The sequence below is a fragment of the Enterobacter sp. RCC_40 genome (assembly GCF_041360735.1).
Taxonomy (GTDB): domain Bacteria; phylum Pseudomonadota; class Gammaproteobacteria; order Enterobacterales; family Enterobacteriaceae; genus Enterobacter; species Enterobacter ludwigii.
Map to the genome: position 1 here is coordinate 59598 of NZ_JBFUPR010000004.1, position 23281 is coordinate 82878.

Here is a 23281-nt window from a genome sequence, read left to right on the forward strand (position 1 = left end):
TGCAACACCAGGGATACCCCATGAATACATTACGCAGAAAGTGGCAAAGCCTGCCGCGCGGTATTGTCGTGTTGATAACCGCCCTGGTTATCTACACGCCGCTGTCGTTTATCGTGATACAGAGCTTCTTGTCCGCCCCGTTCTTTTCACCGGCAAAAGAGTGGAGCCTTGAATCATTTGGTTTTATCTTCACCGACCCTGATTTCTATAAGGCGCTGAAAAGCGGTTTTATTCTCGCTTTCGGGCTGGTCATCATCGCCATTCCGTTAGGGGGCGTGCTGGCCTTTCTGATGGTGCGTACCGACCTGCCCGGCCGCCGTCTGATTGAACCGCTGATCCTCGTTCCGGTTTTCGTGTCGCCAATGGTGCTGGGATTCGGCTACGTGGTAGCCGCCGGTCCGGTAGGCTTTTTATCCCTCTGGGCGCAGGCGCTGATTGGTTTCGTACCGTGGAATATCTACGACATGTCGAGCATCGTGGTCATTGCTGGCCTGACGCATGTTCCGCATGCCTATCTCTATATTTCGTCCGCGCTGCGAAGCGTCGGTTCCGATGTGGAAGAGGCCGCACGTACCGCGGGTGCGTCGCCCTTACAGGTGATGACCTCGGTCAGCCTGCCGATGGTGCGCCCGTCCATTTTGTACGCCATCGTTCTGCTGTTCTTCCTCGGTCTTGAAGTGTTTGGTCTGATGCTGGTCCTCGGCGATCCGGAAGGCAACATGGTGCTGGCAACCTACCTGTACCAGCTGACCAACAAGCTTGGTACCCCTTCCTACCACCTGATGGCGGCGGTTGCGGTGGTGCTTATCTGTATCACCATTCCGCTGGTCATGCTGCAGCGTCGCCTGATGCGCACCGCCAACCGTTTCGTGACCATGAAAGGCAAAGCGTCCCAGGCCCGGGCCTTACCTCTGGGTAAATGGCGCTGGGTGGCGGGCGCGGTGGTCGCCTTCTGGCTTACCGTCACGATCGGCGTTCCCCTGCTCGGCGTGGTATTGCGCGCGTTTATCTCAAACTGGGGCGTGGGCGTTTCACTGTGGGACGAGCTTTCCCTGAGTACTTTTCGCACGATATGGGCGCAGCCGAACCTGCTGCGCGCCATCGTCAACTCCATGTCCATTGGGGTCATTGGCGGCGCGCTGGCCGTGGCGTGCTACCTGTTTGTCGGTATCGCCATGCACCGCAAACCGGACAATACCACGCGTTTTCTGGATTACAGCGTCCTGGTGCCGCGCGCCGTGCCTGGCCTGCTCGCGGGTCTGGCCTTTCTCTGGGTGTTCCTGTTCCTGCCGATGTGGCTGGATAACTCGCTGAAATCGGGCTGGCTTTCCGGGTTCGCCTGGAGCGACTGGATGCGTGAAAACCTGATTGTCTGGCTACGTTCGCTGCGCAGCACCATTTTCAGCGTCTGGCTGGCCTATACGGTGGTCTGGATGGCGTACGGGCTGAGACTCATCTCGTCCACCCTGCTGCAGGTTGCGCCGGAGCTTGAAGAGGCCGCCCGCAGTACGGGGGCTACGCGTGGCCAGATCACCCGCCATGTCACGATCCCGCTCTCCCGCTACGGCCTTATCGGTTCGTGGCTGCTGATGTTCCTGATTTTTGAACGCGAATATTCAACGGGTGTGTACCTGCTTTCACCCGGCACGGAAACCATCGGCTCGATGCTGGTATCCCTCTGGGCCGCGGGAGCCATTGATATTGTGGCGGCGCTCTCTTTTATTAACATCCTGCTGGTGGTGGTAGGTCTGGGCATTGCCCTTCGTTTCGGAGTCAAAATACATGATTGAATTAGCGGTTAACGATCTGCACCTGACCTACGGCGACAATCCTGTTTTAAAAGGGGTCTCCATGAACCTCAACCGCGGCGAAGTGGTCTCCCTGCTGGGGCCATCCGGCAGCGGGAAAACCACCCTGCTGCGTGCGGTGGCGGGCCTGGAAAAACCGACTCAGGGCTCGATTATCATTGGCAAAAACAAAGTCTATGACGGCACGCCGCGCAGTGAGATCCCGGCGGAAGAGCGTAACCTGGGCCTGGTGTTTCAGTCGTATGCGCTGTGGCCGCACAAAACCGTTTTTGAAAACGTGGCCTATCCGCTCAAGCTGCGCAAGGTTCCGGCCAAAGAGATCCAGCAGCGCGTACAGGACGTGCTGGACCAGCTCGGGCTGGGCCATCTGGGCAAACGCCACCCGCACCAACTCTCCGGTGGACAACAGCAGCGCGTGGCAATTGGCCGGGCGCTGGTCTACAACCCGCCGGTCATTTTACTGGATGAACCGCTCTCTAACCTCGACGCTAAGCTGCGTGAAGAGGCTCGCGTATTCCTGCGTGAGCTGATTATCAAGCTGGGCTTATCCGCATTGATGGTAACGCACGACCAGAATGAGGCGATGTCGATTTCCGACCGTATCCTGCTGCTTAACAACGGTAAAATCGAGCAACAGGGCACACCGCAGGAGATGTACGGCTCGCCGAAAACGCTGTTTACCGCTGAGTTTATGGGCAGCAATAATCGCCTGCACGGCAAGGTAACGGAAGTACGTGACGGTAAAGCGCGTATCGAAGGCAAAGGCTGGGTGCTGTGGGGTCAGGCCGGTGAAGGGGTACGAAGCGGTGAAGACGCCACCGCGGTGATCCGCGTCGAGCGCGTGGCGGTGGTCGAGGGGCCGGGTGAAAACCAGCTGGCGCTCCCGTTACTGACCAGCATGTATCTCGGTGACCGCTGGGAATACCTGTTCCGCACGCCGGGGGATGATTTTGTCATTCGCGCCTATGGTCACGAGGCCCGGGACCCGCTGCACTGCCACCTTTCGCTGCCTGAAAAGCACGTGTGGATCTTCCCGAAAAACTAAATGTAAAAAGGCTGCGATAAGCAGCCTTTTTTATGCCCGACATACTGCCTGCACTCGGCAGTGAAAGCCTTACGTCATCAGCTTACCAGGCAAGACTGCCCGCGCTGAGTCAACGTCCATAAGGTTGTGACCGCCGGGATGAACGCAGACTGACCGGCGTTCAGCGTCATGGTGGCACCCTCGGCGTGGCTGAGCGTGGCACTCCCCTTCAGCACCAGCAGAATTTGCGCACGGTCTGTCCGGATGCTTTGCTGCTCGCAATGTTCAATGACGCTAAAGCGAAAATCCGTTACCGGGATCGGGTATTGCTGCATCCCCTCTTCCCGGTGCGGATGCATCCTGAGGCGGTCGGCTGGGGTTTCGTCAAACACCGTACAGCGCACCAATTCTGCCACATTGATGTTCTTGGGGGTTAAGCCCGCACGCAGCACGTTGTCAGAACTGGCCATGACCTCTACCGCCGTACCGTTCACATAAGCATGTAGCGTACCGGCGCGCAGGAACATCGCCTCACCCGGCGCAAGCGTAATGCAGTGCAGATACAGCGGGGCCAGAGCCCCGATGTCCCCCGGGTAGTCTCGCAGTAGCCGTTCGATAAAGGGCGCTACCGGAGCAAACACCCCGCATGCAAGTCGCGCTTCAAGACACGTCAGCACGCCCTCTTTTTCCGCCGGCTCAAGCGCCATCAGACGCGTAAAAAAGGCCTTAAGCCCTTCAGCATGCAGGTTGTTGCGAAACAGCGACAGCGCGGACGTCAGGGCCGGGGCATCCAGGCGCAAAAAGTGATTAGCAATCTCCTGATACGGCCGGAAGCCGTTCATGGCCATAAAAGGCGTCAGGGCAAAAACCAGCTCGGGCTTATGGTTCGCATCGGTGTAATCCTCTCCGGGCAGGTTGCCCTGACGGGCGAACCCGTCTTCTGCCTGGCGCTTATTGGGATGTACCTGCAGCGACAGTGCGCGATCCGCTGACAGCAACTTCAGCAGGTAAGGCAACTGCCCCGCAGTTTCTCCCGCGCACGCACCCAACATCTCTGCCGGCCTCTGTGAAATAAGGTCCTGTAAAGAGCGTAACCCTGTATCGGTTTCAATCTCCGAGCAGCCTGCGGGGTGGCTTCCCATCCAGACCTCGGCCTGGGGTTGATCGTCAGGGTTGAGCAGGCCAAAAAGATGATTAAGCGCTACGCGACTCCCCCAGGCGTAATTTTTGATGCCGTTACGCATCCGGTAAAAAGGCTGACTCATTGCGTATCCTTTTCACATTCGCCAGGGGTGAAGCCATTTTCAGCCGCCAGCTGCGCAAACCACAATGCGTTACGTTTGATTTGTCGCTCCCCGGTGGCTAAATCCAGACGCCAGAAGCCATATCGCCGCTTGAAGCTGTTGATCCAGGACCAGTTATCAATGAAGGTCCACTGATGAACACCAAAACAGTTGGCGCCGTCAGCGATACCACGATGCAGCTGAGCCAGATGCTCCTCCATCAGAGCGATACGGAAGGTGTCATCTATCACGCCACCGGCCTGCACCGGCCCTTCGGACTGCAGATCCATCGCGATGCCAATTTCCGCCAGATACCATTTGATGTTGCCGTAGTTATCGCGAATATTGCAGGCAATGTCATAGATAGCTTCCGGGTGGATCTCGTTATTGTCGCGATAAGGGTTAAACCGTCCCTGAGGATCAATGTAATTTTCGAAATAGACTTCCGGCGTGAAGTAATCGAGCGCGTAAACGCTTTCCCGCGCTTTTACCCTTCTCGGCACATAATAATTCACCCCCAGAAAATCAATTCTCGACTGCAGGATCGTCTCCACATCCTGCCGTGAAACCTCTGGTAAGCAGCCGTTTGCGGTTAAGATTTCGCACAGTTCTTTGGGGAATTCATGTTTAACCAGCGGGTCGAGGAAGCTACGGTTAAACAGCAGGTCGGCATACCAGGCCGCTTTTTTATCGGCCTCGCTGTCGCTGCGGGTATAAGAAGGCGTGAGGTTGAGCACGACACCAATCTCACCCGGCAAGCCCATTTCACGGTAGACATTCACCGCCCTGGCGTGCGCCAGCATAATATTAAAGGCGACCTGAGCCGCCAGTTTGCCATCTTTTTTATACGGATAATGGAAGTCATATAAATAACCGCCTTCCACCGGCACGATCGGCTCATTAAAGGTTATCCAGTATTTCACCTTATGGCCAAACAGCTCGAACGCGGTGCGGGCGAAGCGGGCAAAAAGCTCGGTTACGTAGGATGACTCAAATCCGCCATATGCTTTTTGCAGCGCCTCGGGCATATCAAAATGGTAAAGATTGATGATGGGCTCGATGCCGTTGGCAATCATTTCATCGAAGTAATCGTTATAGAAGCGGACGGCGTCGCGGTTTGGCTGTCCGGTTTTGAAATCATCGATCAGACGCGACCACTGAATAGAGGTTCGAAACGAATTAAACCCCGTTTGCTTCATCAGGGCTACGTCTTCTTTATATTTACTGTAGGTTTCACAAACGTGCTGCGGACCAATCTGCTGAAAAAAACGCTCCGGTTGTTCGGCAAACCAGCTGTCCCAGACAGAACGGTGCGGCTTATTGGCTATGCCTTCCGTCTGCGGACCTGATGCCGCTGCGCCCCAAAAAAAACCTTCCGGGAATTGATACCGGTTCATAACGCCTCCTGAATGAAAAAAGGGCTGCCCCGAACAGGGCAGCCAAATAACTACTCTGCAGTGACTTCAATTGATTTGATGAACATATATCCCCAGTCGCCAGAGAACTTGCCAAAGCTAATGGTGTTGTCCCCTGCCCTGAGCGTGACCGGTACGATCATCGTCTGGCCTTTCTCATCCGTTTGCGGGAATTCAATGTTCACCGGCGTTCCGCCGTTCACAATGAACGAGTTTTTCTTACTCCCCCATTTGCCGTTAAATTTCACGTGCAGGGCAAACTTACCGTCCCAGGGGGCGTTAACCTGCCAGGTCACGCTGTCTCCGTCATTGGCAAAAGGACCAAGGAAACCGTCTTCACCAATCGCTAACGTATCTTTATCGCTCTTGGTAATGTTCAGTTTCCCCTTGCTGACGTCCAGCGTTCCGCCGCCAAAATGACAGTAGTCCGCCGGCACGGGTCCCGCCGCGGCCTTCACGCTAACGTTTACCGTCTTGCTGCTTTTCAGCAGTCCATCGTCAGCGGTAAAGGTCAACGCATAGTCACCGGGAGCCGAGAACCAGGCACGGGTTTCCGCTTTGGTGCTGTCACAAAAGTGGACGTTATCCTTGCCTTCGTGATGCCATGCCACGCTGACCTTCGGCTCCGGCAGATTGTCATCCTGCCAGGCCGCGGTGAGCTGAACGCCTTTATCCACGGTGGTAGAGAGCGCCTCCTGCAGAGTGATGACCGGCGGCAGGTTTTTCTGCGTATGCTCAAGGCGAATCACGTTTGAAGGCGCAGACTGACCGCTTTCGTTCTTTGCGATCACCCGGTAGTAGTAAGTCTGGCCCAGCGTCAGGCTGCGATAGTCATCACGGAAGAGATCCATTTTTGCCGGATCCCACTCATTTTTGCCGTCAGAGATATCCTGACCAACGCGGGTCCACGGGCCGTGTGGCTGAGTCGCTCTCTCCACATCGTAATAACGCCCGACGGGGGATCCCATCCAGTTAATGGCAAACGGTGAGTTGCTCTCGCGCAGCTTAGGCGCTTCCGGGACCGGCAGAGCCGGCGCCTGGCTCAGCCCCGCCATTTGCGCCGAGGCGGTTCGCACCAGATTGACGACCTCCATCTCCTGGTTTGCTTTACCCTCGACCGGGAAGCCAGGCAGGTGGTAGCTGTAGTGCCCGGTAAACTCTTTGTGCCAGTAAAAACCACCATCATGGCGATGACCACGGAAGCCCCAGATAAAGCCCCCCGCCGCCTGCGCGCCATTGACCTCGGTATGCACAATGGCCTGCATGATAGTGTTAAGGTCTTTTTGATCGAGCAGACCAAATTCGCCAACCAGATAGACCTTTTTGCCGCCAATCGCCTCCAGATCTTTACGAACCTGCTCGGGGTGGTTGTTCTCGGCGTTGGTGTAATAGTGGTTACTGATGATGTCGACGTTCGGATCGTTGAGCGCGAAATCATTCACCTTTTTATAGGTACCATCGACGACAAGCTGATGAGGCGCCCACTTGCGGATCCAGGCCGACGTTTTCTGCAGGAAATCAGCATTGGTGTTTTCCAGCTCATTACCCGTTTCCCAGGCCATGATCGCCTTTTCATCATAGTAATGGCGTCCCGTAATGGTGTTGGTACGGGTAATCACCTGACGGATCACATCCTGATAAGCACGGTAGGTTTTACTGTCGGTTCGATAAAAATCTTCCGGCTTTTCATGATAAAACGCGGCCAGCTGTTCGCGCCCCCCCCACCACCACCAGTGGTCAATAAACGGCAGAATCAGGCGCAGCCCCTGCTTATCCGCCTCGGCAATCATGTTGTCATACACTTTCATGGCCGTTTCATTCAGCCGCGGCATGCCGTCCGGCGTTGCCGGTGCCAGAATATGTGTCTCACGTCCGCAGGCAGCATCATTTTCCTGCTGCACGGAAAGCACATATACGCGCTGTGCTTTAGCACCGGTTTGTACCAGCGCTTTGATCCAGTTCTCCTGCTCTTCAGCAGTCGGCCATCTAAAGTATTGCCCCCAGCCGCGCGGATCGGCCTTACAGGTTCCGCGCGCGTCATCTTCTATACGATGCAGCTCCGGGGCGTGGATCCCGGCGAAGCGAAAGACGCGATCGCCATCTTTTAACGCTGCGCCATCGCGAGTAATAAAGTGTTCAAAATGGGATTGCTCGGCCGCCAGAGCCCCCGCGCTTCCCAGCGCGGAGAGTAAGGAGACGAGAAGCAGTTTTCGAATCGGGAAAGCCATCTCTTTTCTCCTCAGAACCAGACTTCAGCCTGCACACCAAAATTCAGCGTATCGGTATCGCCGCTACGTGAATATCCCCCCGGACTCAGGGTGCCAGTGCTCCAGTCGTAATTTCTGTCCATCGCATCCGAGACGCCTTTATCCCATTTTGCGTAGGTGGCAAAGAAGCGCAGCTGCGGACGGCTCCAGAAACCTGAATCAAAGGTCAGGGTCGGCGCAATGGTCACCTTGGTCAGGCCACCTTTCCCTTTACCGTTTACACCCATGTAGTTTTTATCATCCAGATATTCGTAGCCCACCTCATATTGCATAGCGAAGTTTTTGGTTATCTGATGATACGGACGGATACCCGCTACCCACATGGAACGTCCCCAGCCGTCATCGTCGTTGGTCCACCAGCGGTAGTTTTTGTCTTTCTGATAAAACGCAAAGGTCGATACCTCCACGTCACCCAGGTTGGCCATGCTGTCCAGCACGACGCGCCAGGATTGCGTATCGTCAAGGTTTGCCCAGCCCCAGCCGTTTTTACCCAGCGAATCTGCGGCGGCCAGGCCTTTGCCATACTGGAAAGCGATGCGGGAGTACCCGTTAGTCAGGCCGTAGAAGCTGTCAAAGTTGTACAGCGCGGTCACGCCGTACCCCTTCTCAGCCGAGGTAGGATGGTTTTCATTGCGGTTCATGTGGTGGCCGATAAGTTCGACGTCGAGCCCGGTGCCGCCGATCTTTTTAAACCACAGGTTAAGCGAATAGTCGTCCGGATAGCCCTGATCCCCCAGATCTACCGGATAAGCTTTGGCTTCGTCGGTGGTCGAGAAGGCATACACACCCGCATCAAAGCGCGCAAAGCCTAAGTCCAGGTTATCGAACCCGCCCCCGGTTCCGTTGTACTGAATGTACTCCCAGTCGAACTGGTGGCTGGAAAGGTTGGAGCTGCTGTAGCGTTTACCGGCCCAGAAGGTCATGTCCGGGGCAAAATCGAGATTCGTTAATTCAGCAAACCCTTCGCGGAACTGGGTCTCTTTGCCGTCATCGTCAGTACAGTTCCAGTCGGCGGTACATTTGGTCTGGTGCGTCAGGTTGGCCTGAATACGTGCGACTGCGCCTGAATCCGACTTCAGCGTTACCGTCGGGATCAGCTCAATCTTGGTATCTTCTTCGTTACCCAGACGCCATTTCCCGTCAGGCATCAGCCCCACCGAATCGACCCGGTTGCCATCGCTATTGGCAAGAATACCCGAGCGTAAATAGCCGTGGAGGGCGAAATCATATTTCTCATCGGCGCTGGCATAACCGCTGATGACAGTAAGAGCAATCAAGGACAGAGGTATTGATTTCATTAACGTTTGCATAGGTTCCCTTTGAATTTTTATTTTAACGGTTAAACGTGCAGGGGAAATGTAAGGATCAAATCTGGAAATGTACATCCACAAACGGAAAGCGCTTTCCATGTTTGCCGGATTGAATCACAAATTTAAGATCAAAGAGAAAATTTTTGTGAAGAATGTCACGAAATAATCTTCTGCCCATCAGGAACGGGCAGAAGCAGGGAGGCGGGGATTATTTTTCCAGCTGCATCAACTGGCGTTCATGAACCTTGAAGAAGGGGCGATAGAGCATCCATGCATTAAAAAAGGCGAACAGGCACATGCACATATTTTTCCAGCTGCCGTTCGCCGACCAGGCTGCGCCCAGCGGTGAAGGCATAGACCAGGGCAGCATAGCGACGGCTCTGTCGAGCACGCCAAGCTGGGTTAAATACCAAGCTATACAGGCATTTATCAGCGGTACAAACACAAAGGGCAGTAAAAAAACCGGGTTCATGATGACGGGGAAACCAAACAATATCGGCTCGTTAATGTTGAACAACGACGGCAGAAGGCCAATTTTCCCCACGCTCTTCAACTGCCGGGATCGGCTTCGCATCGCCATAAAGACCAGCGGCAGCGTAGAGCCGATACCGCCAATCAGCAGATAAAAATCCCAGAATCCCTGCAGATAAATATGGGGCAGCACGGCTTCCCCGGCGGCCAGGGCCCGCTGGTTTTCAAACAGATAGGTGAGCCAGAACGGGTTCATGATGCCCGTAATGATCAGGGCACCATGAATACCGACGAACCATAAAAGATTACACAGAAACAAGGAGATAAGCACCGCCGTAAGGGTATCGGATGCCACGATAAGCGGGCGTAACGCCTCGCCAATCAGCTGTGGCAAAATTTGTCCGGTCGTCTGCAGCATCACGGCATTCATTACGCTAATGGAGAGCATGATCACCAGCAGCGGCATCAGCAGCTGGAAACCATTTCGCGTCATCACCGGTACCTCCTCCGGCAGACGAATGCACCACCCTCTTTTGTAGAAAAACCTTATTATTTCAATAGAGTAAGCGCTTGAAATGAGCGCAGTGAAAAGCCCCATCCCGCCCAGAAAAATATTCGTTGCACCGTTATCCCGAAAGCCAATGAACAGCAAAAAGGAGAGGCAACCGGTGAGTCCACACAGCCGTTCCGGCAGTTGATACTGCTTGGCCAGACTGGCGCTGGCACCAAACGCGACAATCAGCGCCACCAGTCCGAGCGTCAGCTCAAAGGTTGGCAACAGCATCGGACGCAGCAGCAGATAGACGTGTCCGAGGCGCGATGCACTTGAAATGGCGAACGGTGGAAACAGCAGTGGCACCATCAGGCTTCCCACAATCACAAAAGGCATGGCGAGGGAAAAGCCGTCCCGCATCGCGGTAATATGTTGATTTCTGGTGATTATATTGGCTGCTGGTGTGAGACGTTGCTCAATCAAATCCACAGCAACATTCATCAAATGAATGTTCATAACTCGACCTTAATAGTTCGTGAATAGCCGCGATGATCTCGCACATCCGGACAAAGTGAAAGATTCCCTCAGGTGATCGCGGTCACAATTACCTTATCCACCAACGGAAAGCGCTTTCCGTTTTGTTCCATGATGACTATATTCCAGCCATAAGTTCAAAGGAGACGTTATGAAAAAAATCATGTTGTGTTGTTCTGCCGGGATGTCCACCAGCCTGCTGGTGAAAAAAATGGTCGACGAAGCGCAAAAGCGTGGCCTGGAAGCGGAGATCAAAGCGTTTGGCGTGGCCGAATTCGCCGAGCAGGTCGGTCACTATCAGGTGGTGCTGCTTGGACCGCAGGTGAAGTACATGCAAAGCGATCTTCAGAAACAAGCTGATAAATACGGGATCCGTGTTGAGCCTATCAACATGATGGATTACGGCATGCAAAAAGGGGGCGCCGTTCTCGATTTCGCCCTCTCCCTGATAGATAACAAATAACGAAGGGAAAACCCATGAGCTCTCTGTACGCGAAACTTATCCAGGTCATTGAACAGAAAATTACCCCGATGGCAGGCGCCGTCGGGCAGCAGAAGTATGTGACCTCGATTCGTGACGGCTTTATCACCGCCCTGCCGTTCATGATCGTCGGTTCCTTTATGCTGGTGTTTATTTTCCCGCCCTTCTCACCCGACACGTCCTGGGGTTTCGCCCGGGCATGGCTGCAATTCTCCTTGGATCACCGTGAAGCCCTGATGCTGCCGTTCAACTTCAGCATGGGGATCATGACGATCTTCATTTCTGTCGGGATCGCCGCGAGCCTGGCCAAACATCACGATCTGGATGCCCTTACCGCTGGCATGCTGTCGCTGATGGCATTTCTGCTGGTGGCTGCGCCGTTAAAAGACGGGCAGATTTCTACCGCCTATTTCTCCGGGCAAGGGATCTTCACGGCCATTCTGGTGGCTATCTACTCTACCGAGCTGTATGCCTTCCTGAAGCGTCACAATATTACCATCCGCCTGCCGCCAGAAGTGCCTACGGGCGTTGCGCGTTCGTTCGAAATTCTGATCCCGGTGCTGGCAATTGTTGTCACTTTGCACCCGCTCAACCTCTTCATTGAGGCCCAGTTCGGCATGATTATTCCGGAAGCGATTATGTCGCTGGTGAAACCGCTGGTTGCCGCCTCCGATACGCTGCCTGCCATTCTGCTCTCGGTGCTGGTGTGTCAGGTTCTGTGGTTTGCGGGCATCCACGGCGCGCTGATTGTCACCGGAATTATGAACCCGTTCTGGATGGCGAACTTGTCGGTTAACCAGGCAGCAATGGCTGCCGGTCAGGCGATCCCGCACATTTACGTTCAGGGATTCTGGGATCACTACCTGCTGATTGGCGGGGTCGGCTCCACGCTGCCGCTGGCGTTACTGCTGCTGCGCAGCAAAGCGGTGCATCTGCGTACCATTGGGCGTATGGGCGTGGTGCCGGGGATGTTTAATATCAACGAACCGATTTTATTCGGTGCCCCTATCATCATGAATCCGCTCTTTTTCCTGCCGTTCGTGCTGGTTCCGATGGTCAATGCCACCCTCGCCTACTTTGCCCTTGATTTCGACCTGGTCAGTCGCGTGGTCTCGATGACACCGTGGACAACGCCTGCCCCTATCGGCGCATCCTGGGCGGCCAACTGGAGCTTTAGCCCGGTGATCCTCTGCCTGCTGTGCATGGTTACCTCAGCGGCCATGTACTTCCCGTTCCTCAAAGCGTACGAGAAGCAGCTGCTGGAACAAGAGCATGAAAATGCGGTTGAACAATCTGAAGAAGCGGCACAGTCCGCCTGATAGTGAAAACACAGAGGTTACTGATGGAATTAGAAGAACAGGTCATGGGCATTATTATCAATGCCGGTCAGTCACGCAGTCTCTGCTACGAAGCGCTTGGCTTCGCAAAAAAAGGTGACTTTGCCTCAGCCGACGCGCGAATGAAAGAGGCGGCGCACTTCGCCCGTGAAGCGCATCTGGTACAAACCCAACTGATCGAAGCTGACGAAGGGGAAGGCAAAACCAAAATGACGCTGGTGATGGTGCACGCTCAGGATCATTTGATGACCTCGATTCTGGCGAAAGAACTGGTGACGGAGCTGATCGAACTGTACCGCACTCGTCAGGCATAACCATTCAGGAGAGGCGCTGGCCTCTCCTTTTCGAGGAACGTATGCACTATCTTGGACTCGATATTGGCGGCACAAAAATGGAAGCCGTCCTGCTTTCGCCTCAGGGCGAATGCCTTTGGCGTGAGCGTCGTCCGACGCAAAAAGAGAGTTATGACGCCTTTATGCACCATCTGCTGGCGTTTATCGGCGAAGCGCGCGCGGTAAGTGAAGTGCCATTCAGTATCGGTATTGGCCTGCCGGGGGCCATCGACCCACAAAGTGGGCTGATTAAAAACTGCAACTGCCTGGTGCTCAACGGTCACGACCTGAAGCATGATTTAGCACAGCAGCTCAATCAGCCCGTGTGGATAGCCAATGACGCGGACTGCTTCACGCTGTCTGAAGCGGTTGATGGCGCAGGTGCAGAAGCAGATACCGTCTTTGGCGTAATTGTCGGTACCGGATGCGGCGGTGGCGTGGCGGTACATAAGCGTCTGCTTCAGGGGCCAAACGCCATCGCTGGCGAATGGGGACATAACCCGTTGCCTGGCTATGCCCCCGAGACGGATGGTCCGGCGCAGCCCTGCTATTGCGGGAAACATAACTGTATCGAAACCTTTATCTCTGGCACCGGCTTTGCCCGCCGTTATCCCAGCGAACTGAGCGCGCAGGCCATCATTGAAGCGGCGGCCCAGGGAGACCTGACCGCGCGGGCCCACTGGCGCCACTTTATCGACGCCTTTGCCCGCAGTCTGGCCTCGGTGATCAATATTCTTGATCCGCAGGTTATTGTGTTGGGCGGTGGGTTATCAAATGTCAGCCAGCTGTACGACGAACTTCCGGCCGCCATCAGGCCCTACATCTTCTCGGAAAGCTGCCGTACCCGTATCGTCCCGGCCCGTTACGGCGACGCCAGTGGCGTGCGTGGCGCGGCGTGGCTACCGGGTTTGCACGCCGCGCAGACGTGAAACCGCCTGTGGGGGGGGCTAAGATTCTTAAGGTGGGTTATGTTAAGATAACCAAAACCCACCACGCAGAAAATGCTATGCCAACGATTGACGATGTATCACGATTAGCCAATGTCTCACGAGCAACCGTCTCACGCGTGTTGACGGGGACGCGCGGCGTGCGCGAAGAGAGCCGTGAAGCCGTGCTGCGCGCCGTAGAAGAGCTTAATTATCGCCCAAGCTTTGCCGCGCAAAACCTGGCAAGTCAGTCATCAAGCTACGTTGGTCTGGTTCTCTCTGCGAAGGATGAAAGCAGCGGAGCACGTTTGCTGCCTGCGCTCTCCCGCGCCATGAAAGCGTTGAATAAAACGCTCATCGTAGAGTACGTAAACGATCCTGTTGAGCAGGCTGTCACCGTTGATGATCTTCAGCGCCAGTGCGTTGCTGTCGTAGTCTTTGGGCCGGTTGCGGCCGGTAGCGCAGAGAATGTTATCTCCTTCGATCGTCCCGTGGTGGATGCGAAACCTCAGGGATATGACTTTGCCTTTGCGACGGAAAGCGCCTGTCGTTACATGACGGGTAAGGGCCATCGCAATATCGCACTGGTGATTGACAGCGAACACGATGACAACAGTAAAAAGATGGTGGAAGGCTATCGCAACGTCCTGCAAAACTACTCTTTGCCGTTTAATCGCCAGCTGGTGTTAACGGCGAATGAAGATGTTGAACAGGCGCTGCTGACGCTTATCAACAGCCTGAGCAAGTTTTCCGCCATTGTGGTTAAACGCGATGCCTATGCCGCTGAAGCGATGCGTCTGTTCCGGGAATTTGGCATTTCCGTTCCGCAGGAAGTATCGCTGCTGAGTCTGGAAGATTCGCCTCTGGCAACCCAGCTCTATCCACAGCTGACCTGTATCTCGTGGCCAATGGATCAGTTGCTCACTCAGTGCGTTGAGCGCATTAAAAGCCTGGTGGATGGCCGACCTGTTCGCACGTCAGAGCTCTCCCCCGTGATTGGTAAACTCACACCTCGCCAGTCGGTGATGGAAAAAAGCTAGCGGGTACGCAGCGATTGCCGGCTTAAGGGTGTGATAACACAATAAACGTTATCCCTGTTCTGGAGCGAGATGATGAAAACCTTTCTGTTCATAAGTGCCCTCACCCTTTTCCCGGCGCTCTCCTGCTATGCCATCGCCCAGGAAACGCCCCTGCCGCTGAAAGAGCAAATTCATACCGATGAAGGTACGTTATGCGTGTATGGCGATGCTTCGCGCAGTGAAAAAGTTGTGATGCAGGGCGGCAACGATTGCCCACAGAGTAAAGCGGCAAAACAGTCCTGATTGTTTTGGAGGGGTGGAGTTATTACCAGGCGGTAAGAATTTACCCCCCTATTTTTTTTGATTAAAAGTCAGTCCTGCGACAAATTAAGATGGAGTCTGGTCATTAAGCGATAAATGAAGTCTGTACTCGTTATAGCCCTGCCGCAAGCCATTTATGATTTTCCGGGCATGAAAATATCGCTGAATCCATATTCACTCAGACATAACACCCACGGCTTCCCGCTTCACTTCGGGTACTTCCATACCGCCAGACTTCTACCATAAGTTCCAAAAGATGGCGTCTTAAATAGCATCCTTAAGACAGCGTTTCAATGCAAAACCCCGGTTCGGTCTGGCGGAGGATACAGAAGATGTGTTTGTCAAAAAATACTTTTTTAAGGGGATGTCCTCACGTGGTTTATACAGATATAAATTACATTGTGATGTGTTAATGAATGGGGAGCAGATCACGGCGGTTATACCTGAGTTTGTTCTCAACCATCCTTAAGCGGATGTATGGAAACAATAGTCACAATGGAATATCAATATACTGGTGACTTGAAGAAGTAAGATCTTGGGGGCGTTCTGCCCCCTTATCCTTTGGGATACGAAAATTCTGCGGTGACTAAATGCGATTCTGACTTATCAGATTGGACGCCATACGCGAAGTTATATCGTTTTCCAGATGTAAACTTAAATCCAAATACTGGAAGACACTCACCCTTCGGTACATAAACAGGCTTGTCATCGAAAATCTTGTGAAGAGAGTCGCTATTATCGCTATTGATTTGAATAGCAGTGATCCGTTCCTGCGGCTCCAGTGGTGACACCACACAAACTTGATTATCTTTGATTAATGCCGTTGTAGATTCGCGATCTACCATTCGATCACCAGGCCCAGGGCATCCCGTTAAGAGGAATACAACACCCAGCAATATTTTATTCTTCATGTTTAACGCCCCTTCCCTGTTACGATTTTCTGATAAAGCGAGGGGACATCCTGCAACATATCAACGCCCCTGTACATCCCCATGCGCCCTGGTCTCTGATAGTAAGACCACTTACTGATACCATAAACCAGCAGTAACCAGTAATCAGCCAAAATAGAGGCTTGCTGTTCAAGAGAGTAATCAGTGAGCTTTTCTTTATCCAGCTTGTAGGTATATTCAGCAGCCCAGCTAAAAGCCCCCCTCACTCTCACCCATTGCCCATGTTGGTGTTGCCACACATGCCCCAGTTCGTGGATGAAAACGTATTTATCTTCGATGAAAACAGAGTTTGCGGAAAAATCTTCTCTGTACATCGACTTTCTGTACCATAACTCTCCGTTGGGAGTCATCGCATAGTTTTGTTTCTGAAGTCCGAAGGGTAAATAGCTGTCGCAATGAATCCAGACACGGCTATAAACTATTGAATCTCCGAACACCCTACGAGCCATTGCAATCTCGCCTAACGTCATCCGGCGTAATGTACCTTCCTCCGCCTGCGCGCTCATAAACTGCCCTCCTTGTATGATTTATCTACATCGTAAAATCATAATTCGAAATAGTCTATACGCGAACTTTAGCCATTCATCAAACGCAGTGACGGTGCAAACACTACTCCCCGTTGCTTTTATCCCCCTCCTCTTGCCGCATAGATTCTATAAACTCTCGTTGCTCTTGTGTGAGTTCAAGCTCATCCAGCAAGCGATCTAACTCTTCTTCAGGTGATTCCTTTTGGTTCTGTCTCTTCCCGATAGCCATGCTCACCCTTGAGTTAATAGGATTAATCTCAGGGTATCCAGGGTGCATAAAATGCGCAACTAACAGATTTTGGACAATAGAAGCCATAAAGCCCCGTTAGTGGTACAAGCAACAAGCAGAGCGTAGCGACTTCATCAGATTGTCTGAGGGATCACACCTTATCAGGGTGCTCGTATATCTGTCGAAGCGCTGGAAGAGCCTGTATATCGGGCTTTAATGCGAGTGATCAGTCTGTCGATGTCATAACAATGCCAGGATAGGTTTTTTTCACGTTTTACTATCGCGGTGTGAGGATGCAACTGCCGCCAACGCTGAGTTATCCTGTCATCTCACCGTGTAACTTAGCGTGACAGTTACCAGGGGCGGATCATAATGGTAGAACCCATAGGCGACTAAAAATAGGTAACTATTTAATTTGCTGATAGAGAAGGATTTAAAGGGCTTCTTCAGAAAGGGAGAGACTGGAGCGGGCGAAGGGAATCGAACCCTCGTATAGAGCTTGGGAAGCTCTCGTTCTACCATTGAACTACGCCCGCTTTGAGGTGCGTAAGGCATTATAGACCTTACGCCTCTTCATACAAGCCTCTTTGCAACTAAATGGCGATTATATAATCACTTAGCACTTTGGCTTACTGCCTGGCGCCGGAAGATAACGCTGCGGATCGATGGCTGTGGCGCGATAGCGGATCTGGAAGTGTAACTTCACCGAGTCCGTGCCGGTACTGCCCATGGTGGCAATCTTCTGCCCAGCCTTCACATTCTGCCCGTTGTTCACCAGCATCGTATCGTTGTGGGCATAGGCTGTGATGTAATCTTCCCCATGCTTAATCATGATCAGGTTACCGTAACCGCGCAGCTGGTTGCCGACGTAGACCACCTTCCCTGCCCCTGATGCATAGACTGGCGTGCCGCGCGCAGCAGCGATATCAATGCCTTTATTGCCCCCCTCAGACAAGGAGTAAGGCAACACGACTTTGCCGCTGGCAGGCCAGACCCAACAACGCTGGCCGACCGGAGGCCATGAGGACTGCGGCACCGCGTAAGACGGTGTCACTTTAGCTGTTTTGCCTTTAGAGGATTTCTTCGTTGAAGACGCGCCACCGTTAACCTTCAGTTTCTGCCCCACCTCGATGGTGTAGGGTGGAGAGATGTTATTCAGACGCGCCAGATCCTTCACGCTGGTCCCCGTTGCGCGCGAAATCCGATACAGCGTATCCCCGCGCTTAACGGTATAGACCGCACCGGAATAGCTGCCCATATCCGACGACTTGCTTCCTGAACAGCCTGCCAGTAATAGCGTCAGCGTCAGACAAAAAACGGCGGTAATGGGATTTCTCGTCAGGCTTCCTGCAAACAAAACAGATCCTCGGTCAGCGTGAATGGCGCACTATGATACCAGCCCAGACTGATATGGGTCAGCCCTTTTCCGCTCTTGAGAGCAAACGGCGCATGGAGGAATGCAGTATAATGCAGCTGCTGATGGTGCTGAGCCATCCGCATCGTTGGCACTGGAGCATCAATGAGTATTCAAGAACACGTTATTTTGGTAAATGACCAGGGAATGGTGATTGGCACTCAGGAAAAGTACGCCGCGCACACCGCCCACACCCCGCTGCACCTGGCTTTCTCATCGTGGCTTTTTAACGCCAGAGGTGAGTGTCTGGTTACCCGACGCGCCTTAAGCAAAAAAGCCTGGCCAGGTGTCTGGACCAACTCCGTTTGTGGACATCCTCAGTCTGGTGAAAAGACGGAACAGGCTATCATCCGCCGTTGCCGCTTTGAGGTTGGCGCGGAGATCGCCAATATCACCCCCATCGCCTCTGAGTTCCGTTATCGTGAAGCCGATCCTTCGGGGATCGTGGAGAACGAGATTTGCCCGGTATTCGCAGCACGCGTCACCAGCGTACTGCATATTAATCACGATGAAGTGATGGAGTATGAATGGGTCGAACTGGAAGCGTTGTTCCGCGCACTGGACGCTGCCCCCTGGAGCTTTAGCCCGTGGATGGTGCAGGAAGCGACGGTCGCCCGTGACGCGCTCAGGGCCTTCGCGGCGCAATAAAAAAGCCCCTTTCGGGGCTTTTTTTACTGTCTTAACGGCTTACTTCACCGGGCGCATCGCTGGGAACAGGATCACATCACGGATGGTGTGGCTGTTAGTGAACAGCATAACCATACGGTCGATACCAATCCCCAGACCTGCGGTTGGTGGCAGACCGTGCTCCAGCGCAGTCACATAGTCTTCGTCGAAGAACATCGCTTCGTCATCGCCCGCCGCTTTCGCGTTAACCTGATCCTGGAAGCGCTGAGCCTGATCTTCTGCATCGTTCAGCTCGCTAAAGCCGTTGCCGATTTCGCGGCCACCGATGAAGAACTCAAAGCGGTCAGTGATTTCCGGGTTCATATCATTACGACGTGCCAGCGGAGAAACTTCTGCCGGGTATTCGGTGATGAAGGTCGGCTGAATCAGGTGCGCTTCGGCCACTTCTTCGAAGATCTCGGTCACGATACGGCCCAGACCCCAGCTCTTCTCAACTTTGATACCGATGCTTTCCGCGATCGCTTTCGCAGAGTCGAAGTTATCCAGATCGGCCATGTTGGTTTCTGGACGGTATTTCATGATCGCTTCGCGCATGGTCAGTTTTTCGAACGGCTTGCCGAAGTCGAAGACTTCTTCACCGTAAGGCACTTTAGTGGTGCCCAGAATGTCCTGCGCCAGGGTACGGAACAGTGATTCGGTCAGCTCGATCAAATCTTTATAATCCGCATACGCCATATAGAGTTCCATCATGGTGAACTCTGGGTTATGACGCACGGAGATGCCTTCGTTACGGAAGTTACGGTTGATTTCGAACACGCGGTCAAAACCACCGACGACCAGACGCTTCAGGTACAGTTCCGGCGCGATACGCAGGTACATGTCCAGATCGAGGGCGTTGTGATGGGTGATGAACGGACGTGCAGACGCGCCGCCCGGGATCACCTGCATCATTGGGGTTTCCACTTCCATAAAGTCGCGGTTAACCATGAACTGGCGGATACCGGCCATGATCTGAGAGCGAATCTTGAAGGTCTTACGGGATTCATCGTTGGAGATGAGATCCAGGTAACGCTGACGGTAGCGCGCTTCCTGATCCTGCAGGCCATGGAATTTGTCCGGCAGCGGGCGCAGGGCTTTGGTCAGCAGACGCAGTTCGGTGCAGTGGATAGACAGCTCACCGGTCTTGGTTTTGAACAGCTTACCTTTCGCCCCCAGGATATCGCCCAGGTCCCACTTCTTGAACTGCTCGTTGTAGATGCCTTCCGGCAGGTCGTCACGGGAGACGTACAGTTGAATACGGCCGCCAACGTCCTGCAGCGTCACGAAGGAGGCTTTACCCATGATACGACGGGTCATCATGCGGCCAGCAACGGCCACTTCGATGTTCAGCGCTTCCAGCTCTTCGTTCTCTTTACCGTCGAAGTCAGCGTGCAGTTGGTCTGAGGTATGGTCACGACGAAAATCGTTCGGGAACGGCACGCCCTGCTCGCGCAGTGCTGCCAGCTTCTCGCGGCGGGTTTTCAGTTCGTTATTAAGATCGACTACCGCGTCAGCGCCCTGTGCTTGTTGTTCAGACATGTTGGTTCCTCATAACCCTGCTTTCAAACTTGCTTCGATAAATTGGTCCAGGCTGCCGTCCAGCACCGCCTGCGTGTTACGGGTTTCAACCCCGGTGCGCAGGTCTTTGATGCGGGAGTCATCAAGGACGTAAGAACGGATCTGGCTGCCCCAACCGATGTCAGATTTGTTATCTTCCATCGCCTGTTTCTCAGCATTTTTCTTCTGCATCTCCAGCTCATAAAGCTTCGCTTTCATCTGCTTCATGGCCTGGTCTTTGTTCTTATGCTGGGAGCGGTCGTTCTGGCATTGCGTCACCAGTCCGGTTGGAATGTGGGTGATACGCACCGCAGATTCCGTACGGTTAACGTGCTGACCACCCGCGCCGGATGCGCGGTAAACGTCGATACGCAGATCCGCCGGGTTGATGTCGATATCGATATCTTCGTCAACTTCCGGATAGACAAACGCGGAGCTGAAGGAGGTGTGACGACGGCCGCCGGAGTCGAACGGGCTCTTACGCACCAGGCGGTGAACCCCCGTCTCGGTACGCAGCCAGCCGTAGGCGTAATCGCCAATAATCTTGATGGTGACAGATTTAATACCGGCCACTTCACCTTCAGACTCTTCGATGATTTCGGTTTTGAAGCCGCGGGCTTCCGCCCAGCGCAGATACATGCGCATCAGCATGCTGGCCCAGTCCTGGGCTTCGGTACCGCCAGAACCTGCCTGAATATCGAGATAGCAGTCAGCGTTATCGTATTCACCGGAGAACATGCGACGGAATTCAAGCTGTGCCAGCTTCTCTTCGAGCACGTCGAGTTCAGCCACGGCTTCGTTAAAGGTTTCTTCGTCGTCAGCTTCGACGGCCAGCTCCAGTAAACCGGAAACATCTTCCAGCCCCTGAGCCATTTGATCCAGCGTATCTACGATAGCTTCGAGAGAGGAACGCTCTTTACCCAGCGCCTGCGCGCGTTCAGGTTCGTTCCAGACGTCCGGCTGTTCCAGCTCGGCGTTTACTTCTTCAAGACGCTCTTTCTTGGCATCGTAGTCAAAGATACCCCCTAAGAACGTCAGAGCGCTCCGTGAGGTCCTGAATACGGTTTTTTACCGGATTAATTTCAAACATGGTCTGTTTTCTTTTATGGACTTGTCAAAATGCGGTGATAAGAGCGGGATTGTACCGAATCCACGCCCTTTTTTATAGAGATTACTGCCGCTAAATTGGCCAGATATTGTCGATGATGATCTGAAGGGTGCGGTTACCGCGGAACTCGTTTATATCCAGTTTGTATGCCAGCTCAACTTCGCGCACGCCGTTGTCCGGCCAGACAGCGGTATCGACGTTAAAGGCAATACCGTCCAGCAGCGGGCCACCGCCTACAGGCTCGACCATCACTTTCAGATGGCGCTCACCAACAATGCGCTGTTGCAGCAGACGGAAGCGGCCATCGAACAGGGGTTCCGGGAACATCTGCCCCCACGGCCCTGCATCCCGGAGCATCTGTGCCACTTCCATCGTCATCTCAACCGGCGTGAGTTCGCCGTCGGAAACCACTTCGCCCTGCAGCAGGGCCGGGTCAATCCAGTCGGTGACCAGCTCGCCGAACAGACGCTGGAACTCGTCGAACTTCGCCTCTTCCAGCGACAAACCTGCCGCCATGGCATGGCCGCCGAACTTGAGCATCAAACCCGGGTAGAGGGTATCCAGACGCTCCAGCGCATCGCGCATGTGCAGCCCCTGAATCGAACGCCCGGAGCCTTTGAGGGTGCCATCACCAGCCGGTGCAAACGCAATGACCGGGCGGTGGAAACGCTCTTTAATACGCGAAGCCAGAATGCCCACCACGCCCTGATGCCACTCAGGGTGATACATCGCCAGGCCGCCCGGCAGCGTATCGCCGCTGCGTTCCAGCTTTTCGCACAGGGTCAGCGCTTCAACCTGCATTCCCTGTTCAATCTCTTTACGGGTCTGGTTCAGGGCGTCCAGCTCATTAGCCAGCACGCGCGCTTCACCAATGTTGTCGCACAGCAGCAACGCGACGCCAACGGACATGTCGTCCAGTCTGCCGGCCGCGTTCAGGCGAGGCCCCAGGGCGAAGCCCAGATCGCTTGCCGCCAGCTTGAGCGGATCGCGGTTAGCAATCTCAAGCAGCGCTTTGATACCGGGACGGCATTTGCCCGCCCGGATGCGGCTTAAGCCCTGCCAGGTCAGAATACGGTTATTGGTATCGAGCGGCACCACGTCTGCGACGGTCCCCAGTGCGACCAGGTCGAGATACTCGGCCAGGTTCGGCACGGCAATACCGCGGGCGTCGAACCAGCCCTTATCACGCAGCAGCGTGCGTAACGCCAGCATCAGATAAAATGCCACGCCGACGCCTGCGAGTGATTTCGACGGGAAATCGCAGTCGCGCAGATTCGGGTTGATGATCGCTTCCGCGTCAGGCAGCGTTTCACCCGGCAGGTGGTGATCGGTAACCAGCACCGGGATCCCCAGCTGATGCGCATGATCGACGCCCGCATGGGAAGAAATCCCATTGTCTACGGTCAGGATCAGCTGTGCGCCGCGGGCATGGGCCTGATCGACCACTTCCGGGCTGAGGCCGTAACCATCTTCAAACCGGTTCGGCACCAGATATGTCACGTTGTCGCAGCCCAGCGCGCGCAGGCTCAGCACGCTCAGCGCGGTACTGGTTGCGCCATCAGCATCAAAATCCCCCACTACCACAATGCGCGTACCTTCACACAGCGCGTTGTAGAGTATTTCTGTGGCTTTTTCGATGCCGTTTAACTGCTGCCATGGCAACATCCCTTTAACGCTGCGCTCAAGGTCGGCGGCGGTACGCACGCCACGGCTGGCGTATAGCCGCTTTAGCAGCGGCGGGAGGTCGTCAGGCAAATCAGCATGTTCAACCGCCTCGCGGCGGCGCAGTTTTATTGGGGCTTTCACGCG

At 54.2% G+C, this 23281-nt stretch carries 21 protein-coding genes and 1 tRNA gene; 9 read left to right on the forward strand and 13 right to left on the reverse strand.

Going from position 1 to position 23281, the window contains the following annotated elements:
* Positions 1 to 20 precede the first annotated feature (20 nt).
* Positions 21 to 1790, forward strand: a complete 1770-nt coding sequence (locus AB6731_RS14875; RefSeq protein ID WP_020883752.1) for an iron ABC transporter permease — start codon at positions 21 to 23, stop codon at positions 1788 to 1790.
* Complete coding sequence (locus AB6731_RS14880) at positions 1783 to 2853, forward strand: ABC transporter ATP-binding protein (RefSeq protein WP_020883751.1); 1071 nt, start codon at positions 1783 to 1785, stop codon at positions 2851 to 2853. The genes AB6731_RS14875 and AB6731_RS14880 overlap by 8 nt, the downstream gene beginning before the upstream one ends.
* Positions 2854 to 2930: 77 nt before the next feature.
* Here the strand turns inward: AB6731_RS14880 and manA are convergent, their stop codons facing one another.
* The 5 genes from manA to AB6731_RS14905 form a co-directional block, all read right to left on the reverse strand.
* Positions 2931 to 4097 (reverse strand): mannose-6-phosphate isomerase, class I, encoded by a 1167-nt coding sequence (gene manA / locus AB6731_RS14885; protein ID WP_207968528.1) that lies wholly within the window; start codon positions 4095 to 4097, stop codon positions 2931 to 2933.
* A complete protein-coding gene (locus AB6731_RS14890; RefSeq protein WP_371006516.1) occupies positions 4094 to 5512 on the reverse strand; it encodes a glycoside hydrolase family 1 protein in 1419 nt (472 codons plus the stop codon). The genes manA and AB6731_RS14890 overlap by 4 nt, the downstream gene beginning before the upstream one ends.
* Before the next feature lie 50 nt (positions 5513 to 5562).
* Positions 5563 to 7758: a CBM35 domain-containing protein gene (locus AB6731_RS14895; RefSeq protein WP_333097730.1), complete on the reverse strand. Its 2196-nt coding sequence runs from the start codon at positions 7756 to 7758 to the stop codon at positions 5563 to 5565.
* Positions 7759 to 7769: 11 nt separating this feature from the next.
* Positions 7770 to 9107: a carbohydrate porin gene (locus AB6731_RS14900; RefSeq protein ID WP_032678913.1), complete on the reverse strand. Its 1338-nt coding sequence runs from the start codon at positions 9105 to 9107 to the stop codon at positions 7770 to 7772.
* Positions 9108 to 9315: 208 nt separating this feature from the next.
* A complete protein-coding gene (locus AB6731_RS14905) occupies positions 9316 to 10587 on the reverse strand; it encodes a PTS sugar transporter subunit IIC (protein WP_020883745.1) in 1272 nt (423 codons plus the stop codon).
* A 169-nt stretch (positions 10588 to 10756) separates the two neighbouring features.
* Between AB6731_RS14905 and AB6731_RS14910 the strand changes: the two genes are divergently transcribed.
* From AB6731_RS14910 to AB6731_RS14935, 6 genes are all read left to right on the forward strand, one after another.
* Positions 10757 to 11068: a PTS sugar transporter subunit IIB gene (locus AB6731_RS14910; RefSeq protein ID WP_014171497.1), complete on the forward strand. Its 312-nt coding sequence runs from the start codon at positions 10757 to 10759 to the stop codon at positions 11066 to 11068.
* 14 nt (positions 11069 to 11082) lie between these two features.
* Positions 11083 to 12405: a PTS sugar transporter subunit IIC gene (locus AB6731_RS14915; protein WP_371006517.1), complete on the forward strand. Its 1323-nt coding sequence runs from the start codon at positions 11083 to 11085 to the stop codon at positions 12403 to 12405.
* A gap of 2 nt (positions 12406 to 12407) precedes the next feature.
* Positions 12408 to 12737 carry a PTS lactose/cellobiose transporter subunit IIA gene (locus AB6731_RS14920; protein ID WP_014171499.1) on the forward strand — a complete coding sequence of 110 codons (330 nt, stop codon included), beginning with the start codon at positions 12408 to 12410 and terminating at the stop codon, positions 12735 to 12737.
* 41 nt (positions 12738 to 12778) lie between these two features.
* On the forward strand, positions 12779 to 13684 hold the full coding sequence (locus AB6731_RS14925) for an ROK family protein (RefSeq protein ID WP_181216165.1): 906 nt from the start codon (positions 12779 to 12781) through the stop codon (positions 13682 to 13684).
* Positions 13685 to 13761: 77 nt separating this feature from the next.
* The gene (locus AB6731_RS14930; RefSeq protein WP_025203317.1) at positions 13762 to 14721 is read left to right on the forward strand and encodes a LacI family DNA-binding transcriptional regulator; all 960 of its coding nucleotides are present in this window, start codon (positions 13762 to 13764) and stop codon (positions 14719 to 14721) included.
* 69 nt (positions 14722 to 14790) lie between these two features.
* A complete protein-coding gene (locus AB6731_RS14935; protein WP_014171502.1) occupies positions 14791 to 15003 on the forward strand; it encodes a hypothetical protein in 213 nt (70 codons plus the stop codon).
* 572 nt (positions 15004 to 15575) lie between these two features.
* Here AB6731_RS14935 and AB6731_RS14940 read toward each other — a convergent pair.
* The 5 genes from AB6731_RS14940 to actS form a co-directional block, all read right to left on the reverse strand.
* Positions 15576 to 15932: a putative T6SS immunity periplasmic lipoprotein gene (locus tag AB6731_RS14940; protein ID WP_371006518.1), complete on the reverse strand. Its 357-nt coding sequence runs from the start codon at positions 15930 to 15932 to the stop codon at positions 15576 to 15578.
* 2 nt (positions 15933 to 15934) lie between these two features.
* Complete coding sequence (locus AB6731_RS14945) at positions 15935 to 16477, reverse strand: type IV secretion protein Rhs (RefSeq protein WP_032680339.1); 543 nt, start codon at positions 16475 to 16477, stop codon at positions 15935 to 15937.
* A gap of 103 nt (positions 16478 to 16580) precedes the next feature.
* Positions 16581 to 16814, reverse strand: a complete 234-nt coding sequence (locus AB6731_RS14950; RefSeq protein ID WP_047356716.1) for a hypothetical protein — start codon at positions 16812 to 16814, stop codon at positions 16581 to 16583.
* A 375-nt stretch (positions 16815 to 17189) separates the two neighbouring features.
* Positions 17190 to 17263, reverse strand: a tRNA-Gly gene (locus AB6731_RS14955).
* Between the two features lie 80 nt (positions 17264 to 17343).
* Positions 17344 to 18084, reverse strand: a complete 741-nt coding sequence (gene actS, locus AB6731_RS14960; protein WP_014171504.1) for an amidase activator ActS — start codon at positions 18082 to 18084, stop codon at positions 17344 to 17346.
* A gap of 162 nt (positions 18085 to 18246) precedes the next feature.
* Here actS and idi point away from each other — a divergent pair, with 162 nt between their 5' ends.
* Positions 18247 to 18789 (forward strand): isopentenyl-diphosphate Delta-isomerase, encoded by a 543-nt coding sequence (gene idi, locus AB6731_RS14965; RefSeq protein WP_371006519.1) that lies wholly within the window; start codon positions 18247 to 18249, stop codon positions 18787 to 18789.
* Between the two features lie 39 nt (positions 18790 to 18828).
* On the opposite strand, the gene lysS is transcribed toward idi, so the two are convergent.
* The 3 genes from lysS to recJ all read right to left on the reverse strand — a co-directional run bounded on the left by lysS (position 18829) and on the right by recJ (position 23278).
* Positions 18829 to 20346: a lysine--tRNA ligase gene (gene lysS, locus AB6731_RS14970; protein ID WP_251884621.1), complete on the reverse strand. Its 1518-nt coding sequence runs from the start codon at positions 20344 to 20346 to the stop codon at positions 18829 to 18831.
* 9 nt (positions 20347 to 20355) lie between these two features.
* Positions 20356 to 21454 (reverse strand): peptide chain release factor 2 gene (gene prfB / locus AB6731_RS14975; protein ID WP_104440355.1). Its coding sequence is split into 2 segments (ribosomal slippage): positions 20356 to 21378 and positions 21380 to 21454, totalling 1098 coding nucleotides; the frame shifts between segments, so codons are not numbered across the junction.
* Positions 21455 to 21544: 90 nt separating this feature from the next.
* Entirely contained in the window at positions 21545 to 23278 is a 1734-nt protein-coding gene (gene recJ, locus AB6731_RS14980) for a single-stranded-DNA-specific exonuclease RecJ (protein WP_311382854.1), read from the reverse strand.
* Positions 23279 to 23281 lie beyond the last annotated feature (3 nt).